Source organism: Streptomyces sp. NPDC047079, from assembly GCF_040643755.1.
In the GTDB taxonomy this organism is placed as follows: Bacteria; Actinomycetota; Actinomycetes; order Streptomycetales; family Streptomycetaceae; genus Streptomyces.
Window position 1 is genome coordinate 190,618 of record NZ_JBEYUZ010000007.1, and the last position, 19,033, is coordinate 209,650.

Genomic DNA, 19,033 nt, shown 5'->3' on the forward strand with positions numbered 1-19,033 from the left:
GGGGCGGCGATTCTTTCCGGGTCCCAAGCCTGTCTTCTCTGGGGGTCCAACCCGTGAACGGCACCACTTTCCGTATGCCCGCACGTCGTCTGGCCACTGTCGCGGTGGCCACCGCCCTGGCCGCAGGTCCCGCGGTGCTCGCGGGCGCCGGTTCCGCCGGCGCCACCGAGAACCAGGGGCGCGCGAGCGCCGTCGTGCTGCGCACCGGACTCGATGTGTCCCTGCTCGACAAGACCGTGAACGTCCCGCTCACCGTGTCCCTCAACGCCGTCGAGGCACCGCACAGCGCGGACCGGACCGCGCTGTCCGCCCGCCTCGACGGCGTCGACGGCGGGCGGCCGTTCACCGTGCTCGCCGCGGACGCCGCCACGGCGAGGGCTACGGTGTCCGCGACCAGAGCGGAGGCCTCCACCCGCCTCGCGCACGCCCGGGTCCATGTGCCCGGGCTGCCCCTGCTGTCCCTTATCGAGGTCGACGGCGTCACCTCCAAGGCCGTGTGCGAGGCCGGGAAGAAGCCGGTCGCCACGGCGAACCTGCTGGGTACGGTGACGGTCCTCGGCAGGAAGGTGAGGGTCACTGCGGGCGGCCCCTCGCAGGTGAAGGTGCCGGGGGTCGGGGAGGTGCGGCTGGAGGTGTCCCCGACCCGGACGACCTCGCGGACGGCGGCGGCCTCCGCACTGCGGCTGACGGTCTCCGTGAATCCGCTGAAGCTGAACGTGGCGGAGGTGCAGGGGGCGCTGACGCTGGGCGGTGTCTCCTGCGAGGCACCGGCGGCCTCCACCGCCCCAGGCACGCGCCCCGCCGAGGACCTCAGGCCGCAGGGAGCGCCCGCGAAGAAGGCCGGCCTCGCGGAGACCGGAGGGAGCGCACTGACGCCGTACGTCGTGGGCGGGGCGGTCGTGCTGATCGTGGCGGGCGGATCGGCGGTGGGCCTGGCGCGCCGACGGCGCGGCTGACCCGGGCCGGCCTCAGCCGGCGGGGCGTTCCCCCTTCACCGGCCGGCCAGCGTCACCGCACGGTCCAGGGCCTGCACGAAGCGGTTCACCGTCGCCCGGTCCCGTACCGCCAGCCGCAGCCACTCCTCGTTCAGGCCCGGGAACGTGTCCCCGCGCCGCACCGCGAAGCCGAGGTCCCGCAGATGGCGGCGCACGGCTGCCGCACGCGCCAGGCGGATCAGGACGAACGGGCCCTCGGCCGGCTCCACCACGTGCAGCCCGTCGGGCCCGAACTCCCGCAGCCCCGCCACCAGATGAGCGCGGTCCGCCGCCATCCGGTGTGCCGCGTGCGCCGCCTCCGCCCGCGCCCGGGGCGACACACACGCTTCGGCCGCCACGAGCGCGGGCGTGGACACCGGCCACAGGGGCTGCGCCCGTTCCAGTGCGGCGATCGTCCCGGGGGCGGCCAGGACATAGCCGATGCGCAGACCCGCCAGCCCCCAGGTCTTGGTCAGGCTGCGCAGGACCACGAGACCGGGCACGTCCGTGCGGCCCGCCAGCGTCTCCCGCTCCCCGGGCACCGCGTCCATGAACGCCTCGTCGACCACCAGCGTGCGCCCCGGGCGGGCGAGTTCGGTGATCGAGGCCGCCGGGTGCAGCACAGACGTCGGGTTCGTCGGGTTGCCTATCAGCACCAGGTCCGCGTCTTCCGGAACGAGCACCGGATCCAGGCGGAAGCCGTCCGACTGCCGCAGCAGGACCCGGTCCACCGCATACCCGGCGTCCCGCAGCGCCGCCTCCGGTTCCGTGAACTGCGGGTGCACGACGACCGGTTGACGCGCCTTCAGGGCGCGCGCCAGCAGAACGAAGGCCTCCGCCGCGCCCGCCGTGAGCAGGACCCGCTCGGCGGGCAGCCCGTGCCGCGCCGCCACCGCCGCCCGGGCGGCCCGCCCGTCGGGGTACGCCGCGAGCCCGTCCAGCGACCCGGCGATCACCTCGCGCAGCCACCCGGGGGGCGTGCCCGCCCGCACGTTGACCGCGAGGTCGCACAGCGCCGCCCCGTCGTCCCGGACCTCGGCGTCCCCGTGGTGCCGCAGGTCGTGCGGGCCGCCCTCGTGTTCAGTGCGCATGGGAGTGGGTGTGCCCACCGTGGTGGTGATGCCCGTGACCGTGGTGGTGGCCGTCGTCGTCCGGGTGGAAGTGCGGCTGCTGCGGCAGCCCCACCTTCTCCTCGAAGCCCGGCAGCGCGATCCGGTACACGCACGTGTCGCAGTTCATCCGCAGATCCCCCTTCACCGCCTCCTCGTACCGCTCCATCACCAGGCCGAGCAGCTCCGGCTCCGGCCCGATGACGTCCGCCGCGCGCACCTCGACGTCCGGATGCGCCTCCGCCCAGCCCTCGGCCTGCAGGCGCACCCGGTCCGGCAGGATGCCGGTGAAGAGGAAGTACGGCAGGACCACGATCCGTCTGGCGCCCAGCCTCGCGCACCGGTCCAGGCCGCTCGGCACGTCCGGCGCCGCCAGGGACACGAACGCCGTCTCCACACCCGCGTACCCGCGCCCCTCCCACAGCAACCGCGCCGCCTTGTACACCTCGGCGTTCGCGTCGGGGTCGGTGGAGCCCCGGCCCACCAGCAGCACGGTCACATCGGCCCGATCCTGGGGCGTGCGGACCGAGCCGCCCAGCGCCTCGTCCAGCCGCCGCTCCAGTACCGACAGCAACGCCGGGTGCGGGCCGAGCGGACGCCCGTACGTGTACGAGATCCCCGGGTGCCGCTCCTTCTCGCGGGCCAGCGCCGCCGGGATGTCCCCCTTGGCGTGCCCGGCGGACACCAGCATCAGCGGCACGGCGGCGAACCGGCGCACCCCCCGCTGCACCAGCTCGGCCACCGCCTCGCCCAGCGGCGGCGGCGACAGCTCGATGAAGCCGCCCGCGACGGGCAGTTCCGGGTGGCGGCGCCCCAGTTCCCTCACGAAGTCGCGGAACGCCTCGGCTCCGGCCTCGTCCCGGGTGCCGTGGCCGGCGATGAGCAGGGCGGGCGGCGCGGTGGTCACAGGTTCTCCTTCGAAGTGGGGTGATACAGCAGGGCGTTGAGCGCGGCGGCGGCGACCGCCGAACCGCCCTTCTCGGACACGTTGCTCACGGCGGGCAGCCCGCTCTGGCGCAGCGCGGCCTTGGACTCGGCCGCGCCGACGAAACCGACCGGCAGACCGATGACGAGCGCGGGGGAGGCATCCAGTGTCAGCAGTTCCTCCAGGGCGGTCGGCGCGCAGCCGATCACCCAGAGCGCTCCGGGGCCCACGTCCTCGTACGCCAGCCGGATCGCATGCGCCGAACGCGTCAGCCCGGGGCCGGACCTGGCGTCCTTCAGACGGCAGACCGTCTCGCGCCGGGTGATCCCGGCGGCCACCATCTCGACGTCCACGACCACGGGTGCCCCGTCGTGCAGCGCGGCGTGGGCCCTGACCAACTCCGCCTCGTCCAGCACGAGATCGGTCGCGTACTCGAGGTCGGCGGCTGAGTGGACGACCCGCTCCACCACCGCCCGCGTCAGCGGCGGGAAGTGCGAGGTGTCCAGGCGCGCGCGCAGCCGCCGGAAGGACTCCTGCTCGATCGGGTGGACCACACGGTTCACTTGGGCTCCTCCTGCCAACGGTAGCCGCGCGGCGTCACCATGCGTCCCGCGATCTCACGGGTCGCCGTGTTGCCCACGGTAACCACCGTCATCATGTCGACCGTCGCCGGGTCGAGACCGGCCAGGGTGGTCACCCGCCCGGACTCGTCCGGCCGTGACGCGTTCCGTACGACACCGACCGGCGTCGTCGGCTCCCGGTGCCCGGCGAGGATCGCGAGCGCCTTCGGCAGCTGCCAGTCCCGGCCACGGCTGCGCGGGTTGTAGAAGGTCACGACGAGGTCGGCCTCCGCCGCGGCCCGCACCCGCCGCTCGATGACCTCCCAGGGGGTATGCAGGTCGGAGAGGCTGATCGACACATGGTCGTGGCCCAGGGGCGCGCCGAGGATCGCCCCGGCCGCGAGCGCCGCCGTGACCCCGGGCACCCCGACCACGTCGATGTCGTCGGACGCCTCGGCCAGGGCCGGCGACGCCATCGCGTAAACCCCCGCGTCCCCGCTGCCGATCAGCGCCACCGCGTGCCCCTTGCGGGCCTCGGCGACCGCCGTGCGCGCCCGCTCCTCCTCGGCGCCGAGCCCCGACTCGAGGATCCGGGTGCCCGGTCGCAGCAGATCGCGGATCTGGTCGACGTACTGGTCGAGCCCGACCAGCACCGACGCGCGCCGCAACTCCGCCTGCGCACGCGGCGTCAGCAGGTCCCGGGCGCCGGGACCCAACCCGACGACGGCGAGCCGTCCGCGCCCCGGCCTGCGGACGACGGCACAGGTCGCCATCGCCGGAGTCCCGGCCGACTTGCGCTTGGGGACGAGGAGTTCACCGCCCCTCACCAGCGCGGCGGCCTCCGCGACGGACGGCGTGCCGACCGCGGTGAGCGGCGCGTCGGAGGGGTTGGGGACCTCGATCCCCGCCAGCTCCTCCGCGGGATACGTCACCACGGGCACTCCGAGCCGCTCGGCCGCGCCGAGGATGCCGGGCTCCTCGGCCTTGGCGTCGACGGTGGCGAGTTCGGCGAGCGAGGCGGCGCAGAGCCCGGCGTCCCGCAGCGCCCCCTCCACCAGTGCGAGGACCTCGTCGACGGGAGCGCCCTTGGACGCGCCGACGCCGACGACCAGGGACGGCGGCCGCAGCACGACCTCCTGTGCGGCGGGCTCGACGGCCCGGTCCGTGACCCGGATCGTGTACGGGCCGTCCGGGGCGAGGGGCAGTGGTGGCAGCGGCCAGTCCACCTCCGCGGCCAGGGCCACCGGCTCCCCGTCGAGCAGCGCCCGCGAGACTCCGGCGACATCCCCCTCCACCGGCAACCCGAGCGTGTCGAGGCCCGGCAGCCCCACCGCGTCGGTCGCGGTCGTCACCACGGGGTCGGCCCCCAGCACCTCACCCACCGCACGGGCGAGTTCATTGGCCCCACCCGCGTGCCCGCCGACCAGGGACACCGCGAACCGGCCGCCCTCGTCGACGCACACCACGCCCGGGTCGGACACCTTGTCCCCGAGCAGCGGGGCCACCAGCCGGACGACCGCCCCGGTCGCCAGGAAGCACACAAGCTGCTCGCACTGCGCGAACGCCGCCCGCACGGCGTCCCCGACCGGGCCGTCGTACACCCTGGTCCGGTCGGGCCAGGCAGCCGCCAGCCGGTCCCGCGCAGCCGCCCCCGCCGCGGTGGCGGAAATGAGGCCGATCACTGAGCAACTCCTTCGGTACGCGCCGGAGGCCGCGTGCCCCACAGCAGGAAAACAGGGTTGGTCGCCGCGAGCCGGGTCACGTCCCCCGGCAGCGGCGCGAGCCGCGACGACTGCAACAGCACGCCGTCGCAGGTGAACCCGGCCGCGACGAGCGCCTCGCGCGCGGCGGGTACACGGTCCAGCGCGGCCATGGCGATCACCACCGCCCGCCGGGCCCGCCGCGCGCACGCGGTCACGATCGCGGGCAGCTCGCGTCCGCCGCCCCCGATGAACACGGCGTCGGGCTCGTCCAGACCGGCCAGCGCGCCGGGCGCGGCGCCCTGCACCACGTGCACGTCGACGCCGTGCGCCGCGGCGTTGGCGCCGATGCGCGCGACACCGTCCGCCGTCTTCTCGACCGCCGTGACGGCCGCGCCCAGCCGGGCGCACTCCACCGCCACCGACCCGGAGCCAGCGCCGATGTCCCACACCAGGTCGCCGAGGCGCGGCCCCAGCCGGGCCAGCGCCAGGGCACGGACCTCGAACTTGGTGATCATCGAGTCGCGGTGCGCGAAGGCGCTCTCCTCCAGGGCCCAGGCGGCCGGACCGGGCCCCGGCCCCGCCACCGTGCGCACCGGCCCGAGCGTCGTCGCCGGGTCCAGGCACAGCACCACGCTGACCGCCGCACCCCAGTCGCGCTCCGCGGCCTCGGCGGGCGACAGGCGCTCCACCCGCTCGTCCTCCGGATCGCCGAGCGCGCTCGCCACGACGAGAACCCGCTCGCCGGGGCCGTCCACGAGCGCCGCCCCCAGCTCGGCGGGGCCGGCACCCGGGCCGGTCAGCACGGCGACCTTGGGACGCGCCCGGCACACCTGCACCGCCGTCCGCAGGTCACGGCCGTGCGCGCTCACCACCACCGCGTCGTCCCACGGCAGTCCGAGCCGCGCGAAGGCGGCGGCCACGGAGGAGACTCCCGGCCGTACGTCCAGCCGCTCCGGCCCGAACCGTGCCGCCAGCGCGCGGACGATCCCGAAGAAGGCGGGGTCCCCGGAGGCGAGCACGGTCACCCGGCGCCCCTTGTCGAGACACCGCTCGATCGCGTTGAGCGCGGGTGCGAGCGGCCCGAGGACGAGCCGCTCCGCCTCCTCGGGCAGCCGGGCGGCCGTCAGATGCCGCCGGGCGCCCACCACCAGCTCCGCCCCGGCGACCGCGTCCGCGGGGAGGGGCGCCCCCGTGCCCGTGCCGACGACCGTGATCATGTGCTCGCGCCCCGTGCGCGCAGGGCCTTGCGGGCCTCCGGGTCGGCCCTGCGGTAACCGTGGAAGTGACCGGGGTGGTACAGGTGCGAGCGGGTGCCGTGCGCGTCGAGCGCCGGGCCGACCAGGAACAGGGTGTGCTTCCACAGCTTGTGTTCCTTGACGGTGTCCTCCAGCGTGCCGATGGTGCACTTCACCACCAGCTCCTCCGGCCAGGTCGCCTGGTAGGCCACCACGACCGGCGTGGTCGTCGGATAGCCGCCCTCCAGCAGCTCCCGCACCAGCTGGCCGCTGCGGGCCGCCGACAGGAAGATCGCCATCGTGGTGCCGTGCCGGGCGAACTCGCGTACCTCTTCCCCGGGCGGCATCGGCGTCTTGCCGCCGCCGAGCCGGGTCAGCACGACCGACTGGGCGACCTCGGGGATTGTCAGCTCCCGCCGCGCGAGCGCCGCGACAGCGGAGAACGCGGAGACACCCGGCACGACCTCGGTCTCGACGCCGATCCCGGCGCACCGGTCGAGCTGCTCCTGCGTGCCGCCCCACAGGGCCGGGTCGCCGGAGTGGATACGGGCCACGCGCAGGCCCTGCGCGTGGGCCCGCTCGTACACGGCGACGACGTCCTCCAGGGACATGGTCGCCGAGTCAAGGATCTCGGCCCCCTCGCGCGCGTGCTCGAGGACCTCCGCCTGCACCAGGCTGGCCGCCCAGATCACGACGTCGGCCTCGGCGATGGCGCGCGCGGCACGGAACGTCAGCAGGTCGGCGGCGCCGGGGCCGGCACCGACGAAGGTCACCTTGCCGGTGGGGGCATCGGCCATGGGAATCGGTCCTCTCCTACGGAAACTCGGGTGGTGCGAAACACGGGTGCGCACACGGCCGCCGTTCCTGCGCGCACGGGGATCGATCGGATAGCAAGAGCTCATGGCGGTCTTCGTCGCGCTCGGCGCGTTCCTGATGACGCTGGCCGGCGGCTGGACGGCACAGCGCGTGACCGACGGCCGTCATCTGGTGCTGGGCCTGGCCGGTGGTCTGATGCTCGGCGTGGTCGGCCTGGACCTGCTGCCGGAGGCGCTGAGTGCGGCGGGCGGCGCGGTGTTCGGCGTACCGGCCGCGCTGCTGCTGTTCGTGGCCGGCTTCCTCCTCGCCCATCTGGGGGAGCATCTGCTGGCCGCACGGCAGGCCGCCCACGGCGCGGACGAACGCCTGGCCGTGACTTCGCCGCACCGGACGCCCGAGGTCGGCCTCACGGCGGCCGCGGCGATGGTCGGGCACAGCGCCATGGACGGCGTCGCGGTCGGCGCCGCGTTCCAGGTGGGCCACGGCATGGGCGTGACGGTCGCGTGCGCGGTCGTGGCGCACGACTTCGCGGACGGCTTCACTGCCTACACGGTCACCAGGCTGTACGGCAACGCCCGCCGCAAGGCGCTGGCGATGCTGTTCGCCGACGCGGCGGCGCCCGTCCTGGGCGCCGCCTCCACCCTGGTGTGCACCGTCCCGGAGCGGCTGCTCGGCTGCTATCTCGGGCTGTTCGGCGGCATCCTGCTGTATCTCGCCGCCGCCGAGATCCTCCCGGAGGCGCACCACGTCCACCCCTCCCGCTCGACCCTGCTGTGCACGGTCGCGGGCACGGCCTTCGTCTGGTTGCTGGTGGGCCTCGCGAACTGATCCGCCGACGGTCACAGCTTGCCGCCGCGGGTGCCGTCGCGCCGGGCCGGCGAGATGAGGGTGGACAGGTAGGGCAGCGGGCCGCCGTCGAGGTCGGCGGCCGGCCGGATGGACTCCTCCGGCAGCCCGAGCGAGGCGCCCCACACGGCGTCGTCGACACGCCCGGTCTCGCGCAGCGCCTCGGCCACCTCGTGCGCCTGCCGGCCGAACTTGTAGGCGACGACCGTACCCGGGCCGCTCAGGGCGTCCTTCAGCACCGCGGAACCGGCCGTGACGGGCACGAGCGTGAGCGGCTCGGTGCCCTCGGCCAGCACGGCCCCCGACCGTGCGGCAAGGTCCTGCATGGCGGTGATGCCGGGCACCGTCTCGATGCGCGTGCCGGGCACCGACTCCTGGACGGTGTGCGCGAGGTAGGTGAAGGTGGAGTACACGTTGGGGTCGCCGATGGTGGCGAAGGCGACGGCGGAGTGCCGTTCGAGGAGCCGGGCCACACGCTCCCCGGCCGCGTCCCAGGCCGCTTCCCGCCGCGCCCGGTCGCTGCGCTCGTTGAGCGCGAACACGACGCGGACCACCTTCTCCTCGGGCACGTAGTGCAGCACGGTCGCCTCGGCACGCCCGCGCTCCCCGCCGTCCTCACCGTCGGGGGCACCCATCACGGGTACGACGACGACATCGGCCGTCCGCAGAGCGTTGACGCCCTTGACGGTCACCAGCTCGGGGTCGCCGGGGCCCACCCCGACTCCGATCAGCCTGCTGCTCATGACGTCCGGCACCTCTCCACGAACCGACGGGCTGCACCGGGCGCCGCGGCCCAGTGCGTGTGCAGATAACTGGCGTGCACACCTTGCTGTACGAAACCTTCGAGGCGCCGCCCGGGGGCGCGCACCCCCCATGCGGGAGCCGCCCCCGCCATGGGCTCGACCACGGTCCGGTGGAACTCGTGGCCCCGCATCCGTGTCCCCGCCACGGCGAGGACACTGTCGCTCACGGCCACCGCGTCCCGGTAGCCGAGGCTCAGCCGTTCGCTCATCCGGGCACTCGCGTCGAGCACCCCGCACATGGGCTGCCCGTCCAGCTCCCGGCACAGGTACAGCAGTCCGGCGCACTCGGCGGCGACCGGGGCACCGCCGAGCGCCAGCTCGGCGACGGCCTTGCGCAGGGGCTCGTTGGCGGACAGCTCGGCGGCGTACACCTCCGGGAAGCCGCCGCCGATGACCAAGCCCGCCGTGCCGTCCGGCAGTCGCTCGTCCCGCAGGGGGTCGAAGACGACGACGTCGGCGCCGGCGGCGGTGAGCAGTTCGGTGTGCTCGGCGTAGGAGAACGTGAAGGCGGGCCCACCGGCGACGGCGACCACGTCCCGTGCGCCGGTTTCCCGGACCGGCGGTTCCCAGGCCGCGTCCGGCAGCGCACCCGCACTCCGGGCCAGCGCGCACAGCGTGTCCAGATCGCAGCCCTCACGCACCTGCTCGGCCATGGCGGCGACCGCCTGGACCGCCTCCGCCCGCCGCTCGGCCACCGGCACCAGCCCGAGGTGCCGCGACGGCGTGTCCACCCCGGCCACCCGGCGCAGCACCCCCAGCACCGGCACCCCGGACGCCTCCAGCGCGTCCCGCAGGAGTTCCTCGTGCCGGTCCGACGCGACCTTGTTCAGGATCACGCCCCCGATCCGCACCTGCGGATCCCAGGACGCGAACCCGTGCACCAGCGCCGCCACCGACCGCGACTGCGAGGACGCGTCGACGACCAGCACCACCGGAGCCCGCAGCAGCTTCGCCACCTGCGCCGTGGAGGCCAGCTCCCCCTCGCCGGCGGCCCCGTCGTACAGCCCCATCACCCCCTCGACCACGGCCAGGTCGCAGCCGCGCGCGCCGTGCAGGAACAGCGGCGCGATCAGCTCCGGCCCGCACAGGTACGCGTCGAGGTTCCGTCCCGCCCGCCCGGTCGCGAGCGCGTGGTACCCGGGGTCGATGTAGTCGGGCCCCACCTTGTGCGGGGACACGGCCAGCCCCCGCCCGGCGAGGGCCGCCATCAGCCCCGTGGCCACGGTGGTCTTGCCGCTGCCCGAGGAGGGCGCGGCGACGACCAGCCGCGGGACGGCGGACGGGGAGGACATCACCACTCGATGCCCTTCTGGCCCTTCTGGCCCACATCCATGGGGTGTTTCACCTTGGACATGTCGGTCACCAGGTCGGCGAACTCCACAAGCGCCTCGGGCGCGTTCCGCCCGGTGATCACCACATGCTGGGTGCCGGGGCGGGCACGCAGCACCTCGACGACCTCGTCGGTGTCGACCCAGCCCCAGTGCATCGGGTACGCGAACTCGTCCAGGACGTACAGCCGGTACGTCTCGGCGGCCAGGTCACGCTTGACCTGCTCCCAGCCCTCCCGGGCCTTCTCCTCGTTCGTCGCGTTGTCCCCCTGGAGGTCGCGCTGCACCCACGACCAGCCCTCGCCCATCTTGTGCCAGTCGACGGTCCCGCCCTGCCCGGACGCCCCCAGCACCCGCAGCGCGTTCTCCTCGCCGACCTTCCACTTGGCGGACTTGACGAACTGGAACACCCCGATCGGCCAGCCCTGGTTCCAGGCGCGCAGCGCGAGCCCGAAGGCGGCCGTCGACTTGCCCTTGCCGACACCCGTGTGCACGACGACGAGCGGACGGTTACGACGCTGACGGGTCGTCAGTCCGTCGTCCGGCACGACACTCGGCTGTCCCTGCGGCATTACGCGGCCCTCCTCGCGGTCCTCTGCGTCCCCTGCACATCCCGTACGAGACCGGCGATGCTGTCCGCGCGCAGCTCGTCCAGCGTCACCGCCGTACCGCCCAGCTCCTCGGCGAGCCGCCCGGCCAGCCCCAGCCGCACCGGCCCCGACTCGCAGTCCACGACCACGGACGCGACACTCTCGGCGGCCAGCAGCCCGGCCGCCCGCCCCGCGAGCGCCAGCGGTTCGGCGCCCCCGGTGGCCCGCCCGTCGGTCACCACCACGACCAGGGCGCGCCGTGCGGGATCCCGAAGCCGCTCGACCCGCAGCACGTCATGGGCCTTCAGCAGCCCGGCGGCCAGCGGCGTCCTGCCGCCCGTGGGAAGCGACCGGAGCCGGACCGCCGCCGCGTCCACCGACGAGGTCGGCGGCAGCGCCACCTCGGCGGACGCCCCCCGGAAGGTGACCAGACCCACCTTGTCCCGCCGCTGATAGGCGTCGAGCAGCAGCGACAGCACCGCGCCCTTCACGGCGCCCATCCGCTGCCGGGCCGCCATCGACCCGGAGGCGTCGACCACGAACAGCACGAGATTGCCCTCGCGTCCCTCCCGCGTCGCCTGCCGCAGATCGTCCCGGCGCACCACGAGCCCGGGCCCCGACCGTCCGCGGGCCCGCTGGTGCGGCGCCGCCGCCCGCACGGTCGCCGCCAGATGCAGCTTGGTGAGGCCCCCCCGGGGCCGGTGCGCCCCGGTGGTCCGCCCGTGCTCGGTCCGTGCCCGCGAGCGCCGCCCCGCGGCGCCGTCGCCGAGCCCCGGCACGGTCAGCACCTTGGTACGGAAGGGCTCGCCGGCCCCGACGGCCTGCTGCTCCCCGGACCCGGAGGACCGAGGCTGCCCGCTCTCCCCGGCCTCCGGCCGCGCGGCGGTGTCGCCGCCGGCCTGTGGGCCGTCGTCCGGCGCCGGCCCGCCGCCCCCACCGCCCGGGCCGTCCGGACCCGGGTCGTCGTCCTCGCCGGTGCCCCCGGACTGCTCCAGCGTCTCGTCGAGCTTGTCCTCGTCGAGCCCCGGCGCGTCGAAGGGGTTGCGCCGCCGCCGGTGCGGCAGCGCGAGCAGGGCGGCCTGCCGCACGTCCTCGGCGAGCACATCGGTCCGCCCGGCCCAGGCGGCCAGCGCGGTGGCCGTGCGCGCCATCACGATGTCCGCGCGCATGCCGTCCACCTCGAACGCGGCGCACGTCGCCGCGATCTGCCGCAGCGCCCCGTCCCCGAGCCGCACGGACGGCAACAGCTCCCGCGCGGCCGCGATCCGTGCCCGTACCGCGGCCTCCTCCTCGGCCCAGCGCGCCGCGAAGCCCTCGGGGTCGTCGTCGTAGGCGAGCCGCCGCCGTACCACCTCCACACGCTGGTCGGGCTCCCGGGAGGCGGACACCTCGACCGTCAGCCCGAACCGGTCGAGCAGCTGCGGCCGCAGCTCGCCCTCCTCCGGGTTCATGGTGCCGACGAGCAGGAAGCGGGCGGCGTGCCGTACGGACACGCCCTCGCGTTCGACATAGGAGGCGCCCATCGCGGCCGCGTCCAGCAGCAGGTCCACAAGGTGGTCGTGGAGAAGGTTGACCTCGTCGACGTACAGGATCCCGCGGTGAGCGTCGGCCAGCAGACCCGGCTCGAACGCCTTCACGCCCTCGGCCAGCGCCCGTTCGATGTCCAGGGCACCCACGAGCCGGTCCTCGGAGGCGCCGACGGGCAGCTCCACCATGCGGGCGGGCCTCCGCGTCCCGGCGCCCGCCTCGTGCGGCCCGTCCGGGCAGCGCGGGTCCGGCGCCGCGGGGTCGCAGGAGAAGCGGCACCCGGGCACCACGTCCACCTCCGGCAACAGCGCAGAAAGGGCGCGCACCGCAGTGGACTTGGCGGTGCCCTTCTCGCCCCGCACCAGCACCCCGCCGACCGCCGGCGAAACGGCGTTCAGCAGCAGCGCGAGCCGCAGGTCGTCCTGGCCGACGACGGCCGTGAACGGAAAGGGAGTACTCACTTCTCGTCGCCCTCCAAGTCGCCTTCCAGCTCCAGGTAGGTGGCGCGCAGCCGCTCGAGCGTGTCCGCGTCCGGCTCCGCCCAAAGACCCCTGTCCGCGGCCTCCAGCAGGCGCTCGGTGATGCCGCGCAGCGCCCAGGGGTTGGACTTCTTCATGAAGTCCCGGTTCTCGGCGTCGAAGACGTACTCAGCGCTGAGCTTCTCGTACATCCAGTCGTCGACCACGCCCGCCGTGGCGTCGTAGCCGAACAGGTAGTCCACGGTCGCCGCCATCTCGAAGGCGCCCTTGTAACCGTGGCGGCGCATGGCCGCCATCCAGCGCGGGTTGACCACCCGGGCGCGGAAGACACGGTGCGTCTCCTCGCCCAGGGTGCGGGTCTTCACCTGGTCGGGCACGGCAGAGTCACCGACGTACGCCTCGGGGCTGGCTCCCGTCAGATGCCGCACCATGGCGACCATCCCGCCGTGGTACTGGAAGTAGTCGTCGGCGTCCACGAGGTCGTGCTCACGGGTGTCGACGTTCTTCGCGGCGACGGCGATCCGCTTGAACGCCGTCTCCATGTCCCCGCGCGCCGCCCTCCCGTCGAGCCCGCGCCCGTACGCGTAGCCGCCCCACACCGCGTAGACCTCGGCGAGGTCGGCGTCGCTGCGCCAGTTGCGGGCGTCGATCAGCGGCAGCAGCCCGGCGCCGTACGCGCCCGGCTTGGAGCCGAAGATACGGGCCGTGGCGCGCCGCCGGTCGCCGTGCGCGGCGGTGTCCTCGTCGGCGTGGGCGCGCACGAAGTTCCGCTCGGTGGGCTCGTCCAGCTCGGCCACGGTGCGCACCGCGTCGTCGAGGAGCCCGACGACGTGCGGGAAAGCGTCACGGAAGAAGCCCGAGATACGGACCGTGACGTCGATACGGGGGCGGCCGAGCTCCGCGAGGGGGATCACCTCGAAGCCGGTCACCCGGCGGGAGGCGTCGTCCCAGACCGGACGGCAGCCCAGCAACGCGAGGATCTCGGCGATGTCGTCGCCCTGGGTGCGCATGGCGGAGGTGCCCCAGACGGTCAGGCCCACCGACCTGGGGTACTCGCCGGTGTCCTCCAGGTACCGCGCGACCAGCGAGTCGGCGAGCGACTGCCCGACCTCCCAGCTCAGCCGGGAGGGAATGGCCTTGGGGTCGACGGAGTAGAAGTTGCGGCCGGTCGGCAGGACGTTGACCAGCCCCCGGGTCGGGGAGCCCGACGGTCCGGCCGGGACGTAACCGCCGTCGAGCGCCTTGAGGATGTGCCCGATCTCGTCGGTGGTGCGCGCGAGCCGGGGCACGACCTCCGTGCACGCGAACTCGAGGACGGCGACGCCGTCCGCCAGGTCCGCGCCGAGCACCGCGCGCACCAGCCCGGGCGCCGCCGACACGTCCCAGGCGCGCTCCTCCATGCCCTGCGCGACACGGCGGCACAGGACCTCCAGCAGGTCGATCGCGTCCGAGGCGGTACGGGAGGGGCCGTCCACCAGGTCCGTCAGCTCGGTCGGCACCTTCACGGGAGCACCGGGCTCGGCCAGCAGCTCCTTCTCCACCAGACCGAAATGAGCGGCGAGGCAGGCCCGCAGCCCCGGCAGGGCGTTCGCCCGCCCGCCCCACACCTGGGAGGCACGCAGCACCGCGAGGACCAGGTTCACCCGGGGCTCGCCGACCGGGCCGCCGCCGAGGATGTGCAGACCGTCACGGATCTGCACGTCCTTGATCTCGCACAGATAGCCGTCGATGTGCATGACGAACTCGTCGAACTCGTCCTCGTCCGGCTGCTCGTCCACATGCAGGTCGTGGTGCAGCTCCGCGGCCTTGACCAGCGTCCAGATCTGGGCCCGTACGGCGGGCGCCTTGGCCGGGTCCAGGTCGGAGACGAGCGCGTACTCGTCGAGGAGCTGCTCCAGCTTCGCCAGGTCGCCGTAGGTGTCGGCACGGGCCATCGGCGGGACCAGGTGGTCGACGACGGTGGCGTGCCCGCGCCGCTTGGCCTGGGTGCCCTCGCCGGGGTCGTTGACGATGAACGGGTAGATCAGGGGAAGCTCCCCGAGGACGGCGTCCGGCGCGCAGCCCCTGCTGAGCCCGAGGCCCTTGCCCGGCAGCCACTCCATCGTGCCGTGCTTGCCCATGTGCACGATCGCGTCGGCCCGGAAGGTGTTCTCCAGCCAGCGGTAGGCCGCCATGTAGTGGTGCGACGGCGGCATGTCCGGGTCGTGGTAGATCGCGATCGGGTTCTCCCCGAACCCGCGCGGCGGCTGGATCATCACCACCACGTTCCCGAACCGCAGGGAGGCCAGCACGATGTCGTCGCCGTCGACGTACAGGCCGCCCGGCGGCTCGCCCCACGCCTGCACCATCGCGTCCTTGAGGTCGGGATCCAGCGTGCCGAACCACGCGCGGTAGTCGGCGAGCGGCACCCGCGCGGGCGCGGCGGCCAGCTGCTCCTCGGTGAGCCACTCGACGTCGTGGCCGCCGGCCTCGATCAGCCGGTGGATCAGCTCGTCGCCGCCCGCCGGGTACTCGGTCAGGCCGTACCCGGCGTCCCGGAGGGCGTCCAGGACCCGTACCGCCGACGCGGGCGTGTCCAGGCCGACCGCGTTGCCGACCCGGGAGTGCTTGGTCGGGTAGGCGGTGAAGACGAGCGCCAGCCTCTTCTCCGCGTTGGGCTTGTGCCTGAGCCGGGCGTGCCGCACGGCGATCCCGGCGACCCGGGCGGCCCGCTCCGGGTCCGCGACGTACACCGGCACACCCTCCGGGCCCTGCTCCTTGAAGGAGAACGGCACGGTGACCAGGCGGCCGTCGAACTCCGGGATCGCCACCTGCATCGCCGCGTCCATGGGGGACAGGGCCGCGTCCGACTCGTCCCATGCGGCGCGTGAGGAGGTCAGGCACAGGCCCTGAAGCACGGGAACGTCGAGATCGGCGAGCGCCCCGACGTCCCAGGACTCCTCGTCCCCGCCCGCCGACGCCTGCGAGGCGTGGGTGCCTCCGGCGGCGAGGACGGTGGCGACGAGCGCGTCGGTCCGGCCGAGGATCTCGTAGAGACCGGCGTCGGCGCCGCGCAGGGAACCGCAGTACACCGGAAGGGCGTTGGCGCCCCGCTCCTCGATGGCGTCGCACAGCGTGTCCACGAACGCGGTGTTGCCGCCGAGTTCATGGGCGCGGTAGAAGAGCACGCCCACGGTGGGGCGGCCCTCCACCCACGCACGCGCCCCGTGGACGCCGTACTCGGGCATCTTCTGCGGCTCGACGAAGCCCTCGCCGGTCAGCAGCACGGTGTCGGACAGAAAGCGGGCCAGTTCGGTGAGGTTGGCGGGACCGCCCTCGACCAGGTACCGCAGCGCCTCCGCCACGACGCCCGCGGGCACGGAGGACTCGGCCATCAACTCGGCGTCGGGCACGGCCTCCCCGCCGAGCAGCACGGTCGGGATGCCGGCGGACCTGAGGGCGGCGAGCCCGTCCTCCCAGGCGCGCTTTCCGCCCAGCAGCCGTACGACGGCGATGTCCGCGCCCTCGATCAGCCCCGGCAGTTCCTCCGCGACGTCCACCCGGGCCGGGTTGCCGATCCGGTAGGGCGCGCCGGAGGCACGGGCCGCCAGCAGATCGGTGTCGGCGGTCGACAACAACAACACTGTGCTCATGCGGGCGCTCCCGGTGGAATGAAAGGCAGTCCTTGCGGCGCGCCCGACTCGATGAGCCGCCACAGCGCGTCCGTGTCCGCGTGCTGTTCGATGAGGTCGCCGAGCCGGTCGAGCTGCTCCTCGCGCAGCGCGGCGAACGACGTGCCGGCGGCCGGCACGAAGCGGCGGCCCGCGGCGGCCGCCACCTCCCGCAGGAACGCCCGCCGGAAACCGTCCGACTCCAGGGCCCCGTGCCAGTGCGTGCCCCAGCTGTGGCCGACCCGGCAGCCGTCCAAGAACGGCTCACCGCCCGTCACTTCGGCGACGCCGTGGTGGATCTCGTATCCCTCGACCCGCTCGCCGAGCGCCTCACCGACCGGCCGGGCGAGGGTCTTCTCGCGGGCGAACCGCACCCGTACGGGGAGTACCCCGAGCGCGTCCACCCGGCCCCGGCGGCTCTCGACGTCGTCCTCGATGCGTTCGCCGAGGATCTGGAAACCGCCGCACACGCCGAGCACGGGCCGTCCCTCGGCGGCCCTCCTGACGATCGCCTCCGCGAGCCCGCGCTCCCGCAGCCAGTCCAGGGCCCGGACCGTCCCCCGGGTTCCGGGGACCACCACGAGGTCGGCGTCCGCCAACTCCTCCGGCCGGTCCACGAACCGCACCACGACACCCTGTTCGGCGGCCAGTGCGTCCACGTCCGTGAAGTTGGACATGAGCGGGATCGCGCAGACGGCGACGCGCAGGACGTCCTCGCCGACGGGCGGGGCGACGGCCGACTCCCGCACGGTGCCCCGCAACGACACCCGCAGCCCGTCCTCCTCGTCGATCCCGAGGCCGTGCCGGAAGGGCAGGACCCCGTACGTCCGCCGCCCGGTGAGTCCCCGCAGCATGTCGAGGCCCGGCTCCAGCAGGGAGACGTCCCCGCGGAACTTGTTCACCAGGAACCCGGCGATCAGCTCCTGGTCCTCTCGTGAGAGCAGGGCGACGGTCCCGAAGAACGAGGCGAACACGCCGCCGCGGTCGATGTCGCCGACGATCAGCACGGGCAGCCGCGCGCCCCGCGCGATGCCCATGTTCACGATGTCCGTCCGCCGCAGATTGATCTCGGCGGGACTGCCGGCCCCCTCACAGATCACCGCGTCATAGGTGCCCCGCAACTCGGCGAGGCAGTCGAGGACGGTACCGAGGAGCCGCTGCTGCCGCCCGCCGTGATAGCCCCGCGCGCTCAGCTCACCGACCGGCTTGCCGAGCAGCACGACCTGGCTGCTCTGCTCGCCACCCGGCTTGAGCAGGACGGGGTTCATCAGCGCGGTCGGCTCGATCCGGCAGGCCTGCGCCTGCATCGCCTGGGCCCGCCCGATCTCGGCGCCCCCGCGGGTGACGAACGAGTTGAGGGACATGTTCTGCGCCTTGAAAGGCGCGACCTTGACTCCCTGCCGCACCAGCCACCGGCAGATCCCGGCGGTCACGACGCTCTTGCCCGCGTCGGAGGTGGTGCCGGCGACGAGGAGACCGCCGCTCATGACGTACGTCCCTTCGCGAGAAACCTTCGGGCCAGGAGGCGCCCGGCGACGGTGACGCCGAGCGCGAGCGCGGTCACCCGACGCGAGAGCCGCACCGCCCGTTCGATGTCGTCGACCCGGACGGCGCGTCCCCGGGTGTTGAGCAGGGGGCGGTGCTCCACCCGCCCCGCGTACGACAGCGTCCCGCCCAGCCGCACCCCGAGCGCCCCCGCGAACGAGGCCTCGACGGGGCCGGCGTTGGGGCTCGGGTGCCCTCCGGCGTCCGCGCGCCAGGCGCGCACGGCTCCGCGCCGGTCCGGGCCCGTCGCCACCGCGAGGAGCGCGGTGAGCCGGGCCCCCGGCCAGCCCACGAGGTCGTCGAGGCGCGCCGAGGCCCAGCCGTAGCGGCGGTAACGGGGCGACTTGTGCCCGACCATGGCGTCGAGGGTGTTGACGGCCCGGAAGCCGACGAACCCGGGCACCCCGCCCACGGCTCCCCACACCAGCGCGCCCACCACGGCGTCCGAGGTGTTCTCGGCGACGGACTCGACCACGGCCCGAGCGATCCCGTCGGCGTCGAGCGCCTGCGGATCCCGCCCGCACAGGTGCGGCAGCCGGGCACGGGCACCCTCGACGTCACCCGCCGCGAGGGCGCGCCCGATCAGCCGGGCCTCGCGCACCAGTGACGTCCCCCCGACGACGGCCCAGGTGGCGGTGGCGGTCAGGGCCACGGAGGCGGTACGGGACGGGCGTGCGGCCGACGCGGCGAGTGCCGCGGACGACACAGCACCCCCCACGCACACGGCGGTGTGCAGCGCGCCCCACCCGCGGTGGTCCCGCCACAGCACCCGCTCCACGGCGCCCGCCGCCCGTCCGAACGCGGCGACCGGATGCCCGCGGCGCGGATCGCCGAGCAGGAGGTCGCCGAGGAGGCCGGCGGCGGCGCCGTACGCGAAGACGCGATCGGCACCCATCGGCTCAGCCGAGCGTGGGGTCGGGCAGGATCCGGGTACGGGACCTCA

Annotated in this window: 15 protein-coding genes; 2 read left to right on the top strand and 13 right to left on the bottom strand. The window is 74.4% G+C overall.

The genetic code is table 11. The features are described 5' to 3' along the window. Positions 1-53 precede the first annotated feature (53 nt). Positions 54-956 (top strand): SCO1860 family LAETG-anchored protein, encoded by a 903-nt coding sequence (locus ABZ823_RS13055; RefSeq protein WP_361657991.1) that lies wholly within the window; start codon positions 54-56, stop codon positions 954-956. A gap of 35 nt (positions 957-991) precedes the next feature. Here the strand turns inward: ABZ823_RS13055 and cobC are convergent, their stop codons facing one another. From cobC to cobM, 6 genes are read right to left on the bottom strand one after another with little or no spacing between them, the layout of a single operon-like run. Next, positions 992-2,065 (bottom strand): Rv2231c family pyridoxal phosphate-dependent protein CobC, encoded by a 1,074-nt coding sequence (gene cobC, locus ABZ823_RS13060; RefSeq protein ID WP_361657994.1) that lies wholly within the window; start codon positions 2,063-2,065, stop codon positions 992-994. Further along, positions 2,055-2,990: a sirohydrochlorin chelatase gene (locus tag ABZ823_RS13065; protein WP_361657997.1), complete on the bottom strand. Its 936-nt coding sequence runs from the start codon at positions 2,988-2,990 to the stop codon at positions 2,055-2,057. Before ABZ823_RS13065 ends, cobC begins: the two co-directional genes overlap by 11 nt. Then, positions 2,987-3,571, bottom strand: coding sequence for a precorrin-8X methylmutase (locus ABZ823_RS13070; protein ID WP_361658004.1), 585 nt, complete (start codon positions 3,569-3,571; stop codon positions 2,987-2,989). Before ABZ823_RS13070 ends, ABZ823_RS13065 begins: the two co-directional genes overlap by 4 nt. Next, positions 3,568-5,250 carry a precorrin-3B C(17)-methyltransferase gene (cobJ, locus tag ABZ823_RS13075; RefSeq protein WP_361658007.1) on the bottom strand — a complete coding sequence of 561 codons (1,683 nt, stop codon included), beginning with the start codon at positions 5,248-5,250 and terminating at the stop codon, positions 3,568-3,570. The genes ABZ823_RS13070 and cobJ overlap by 4 nt, the downstream gene beginning before the upstream one ends. Beyond that, positions 5,247-6,488 carry a precorrin-6y C5,15-methyltransferase (decarboxylating) subunit CbiE gene (cbiE, locus tag ABZ823_RS13080; protein ID WP_361658010.1) on the bottom strand — a complete coding sequence of 414 codons (1,242 nt, stop codon included), beginning with the start codon at positions 6,486-6,488 and terminating at the stop codon, positions 5,247-5,249. The genes cobJ and cbiE overlap by 4 nt, the downstream gene beginning before the upstream one ends. Further along, positions 6,485-7,303, bottom strand: a complete 819-nt coding sequence (cobM, locus tag ABZ823_RS13085; protein WP_361658013.1) for a precorrin-4 C(11)-methyltransferase — start codon at positions 7,301-7,303, stop codon at positions 6,485-6,487. Before cobM ends, cbiE begins: the two co-directional genes overlap by 4 nt. Before the next feature lie 103 nt (positions 7,304-7,406). Between cobM and ABZ823_RS13090 the strand changes: the two genes are divergently transcribed. After that, on the top strand, positions 7,407-8,150 hold the full coding sequence (locus ABZ823_RS13090; protein WP_361658016.1) for a ZIP family metal transporter: 744 nt from the start codon (positions 7,407-7,409) through the stop codon (positions 8,148-8,150). Positions 8,151-8,161: 11 nt separating this feature from the next. Here the strand turns inward: ABZ823_RS13090 and cobI are convergent, their stop codons facing one another. From cobI to ABZ823_RS13125, 7 genes are read right to left on the bottom strand one after another with little or no spacing between them, the layout of a single operon-like run. Beyond that, positions 8,162-8,911 carry a precorrin-2 C(20)-methyltransferase gene (gene cobI / locus ABZ823_RS13095; RefSeq protein WP_361658019.1) on the bottom strand — a complete coding sequence of 250 codons (750 nt, stop codon included), beginning with the start codon at positions 8,909-8,911 and terminating at the stop codon, positions 8,162-8,164. Then, entirely contained in the window at positions 8,908-10,263 is a 1,356-nt protein-coding gene (locus tag ABZ823_RS13100; protein WP_361658022.1) for a cobyrinate a,c-diamide synthase, read from the bottom strand. Before ABZ823_RS13100 ends, cobI begins: the two co-directional genes overlap by 4 nt. Further along, complete coding sequence (cobO, locus tag ABZ823_RS13105; protein WP_361658025.1) at positions 10,263-10,871, bottom strand: cob(I)yrinic acid a,c-diamide adenosyltransferase; 609 nt, start codon at positions 10,869-10,871, stop codon at positions 10,263-10,265. Before cobO ends, ABZ823_RS13100 begins: the two co-directional genes overlap by 1 nt. Beyond that, complete coding sequence (locus ABZ823_RS13110; protein ID WP_361658029.1) at positions 10,871-12,877, bottom strand: putative cobaltochelatase; 2,007 nt, start codon at positions 12,875-12,877, stop codon at positions 10,871-10,873. The genes cobO and ABZ823_RS13110 overlap by 1 nt, the downstream gene beginning before the upstream one ends. Next, entirely contained in the window at positions 12,874-16,527 is a 3,654-nt protein-coding gene (cobN, locus tag ABZ823_RS13115) for a cobaltochelatase subunit CobN (RefSeq protein ID WP_361658032.1), read from the bottom strand. The genes ABZ823_RS13110 and cobN overlap by 4 nt, the downstream gene beginning before the upstream one ends. Beyond that, on the bottom strand, positions 16,524-18,032 hold the full coding sequence (locus ABZ823_RS13120; RefSeq protein ID WP_361658035.1) for a cobyric acid synthase: 1,509 nt from the start codon (positions 18,030-18,032) through the stop codon (positions 16,524-16,526). Before ABZ823_RS13120 ends, cobN begins: the two co-directional genes overlap by 4 nt. Continuing rightward, entirely contained in the window at positions 18,029-18,985 is a 957-nt protein-coding gene (locus ABZ823_RS13125; RefSeq protein ID WP_361658038.1) for a cobalamin biosynthesis protein, read from the bottom strand. Before ABZ823_RS13125 ends, ABZ823_RS13120 begins: the two co-directional genes overlap by 4 nt. Between the last annotated feature and the right edge of the window lie 48 nt (positions 18,986-19,033).

Coding starts and splice junctions, on each gene's coding strand:
- cobC (WP_361657994.1), bottom strand. CDS start 2,065: ATGCGCACTGAACACGAGGGCGGCCCGCACGACCTGCGGCACCACGGG.
- cbiE (WP_361658010.1), bottom strand. CDS start 6,488: ATGATCACGGTCGTCGGCACGGGCACGGGGGCGCCCCTCCCCGCGGAC.
- cobM (WP_361658013.1), bottom strand. CDS start 7,303: ATGGCCGATGCCCCCACCGGCAAGGTGACCTTCGTCGGTGCCGGCCCC.
- ABZ823_RS13090 (WP_361658016.1), top strand. CDS start 7,407: ATGGCGGTCTTCGTCGCGCTCGGCGCGTTCCTGATGACGCTGGCCGGC.
- cobI (WP_361658019.1), bottom strand. CDS start 8,911: ATGAGCAGCAGGCTGATCGGAGTCGGGGTGGGCCCCGGCGACCCCGAG.
- ABZ823_RS13100 (WP_361658022.1), bottom strand. CDS start 10,263: ATGTCCTCCCCGTCCGCCGTCCCGCGGCTGGTCGTCGCCGCGCCCTCC.
- cobO (WP_361658025.1), bottom strand. CDS start 10,871: ATGCCGCAGGGACAGCCGAGTGTCGTGCCGGACGACGGACTGACGACC.
- cobN (WP_361658032.1), bottom strand. CDS start 16,527: ATGAGCACAGTGTTGTTGTTGTCGACCGCCGACACCGATCTGCTGGCG.
- ABZ823_RS13120 (WP_361658035.1), bottom strand. CDS start 18,032: ATGAGCGGCGGTCTCCTCGTCGCCGGCACCACCTCCGACGCGGGCAAG.
- ABZ823_RS13125 (WP_361658038.1), bottom strand. CDS start 18,985: ATGGGTGCCGATCGCGTCTTCGCGTACGGCGCCGCCGCCGGCCTCCTC.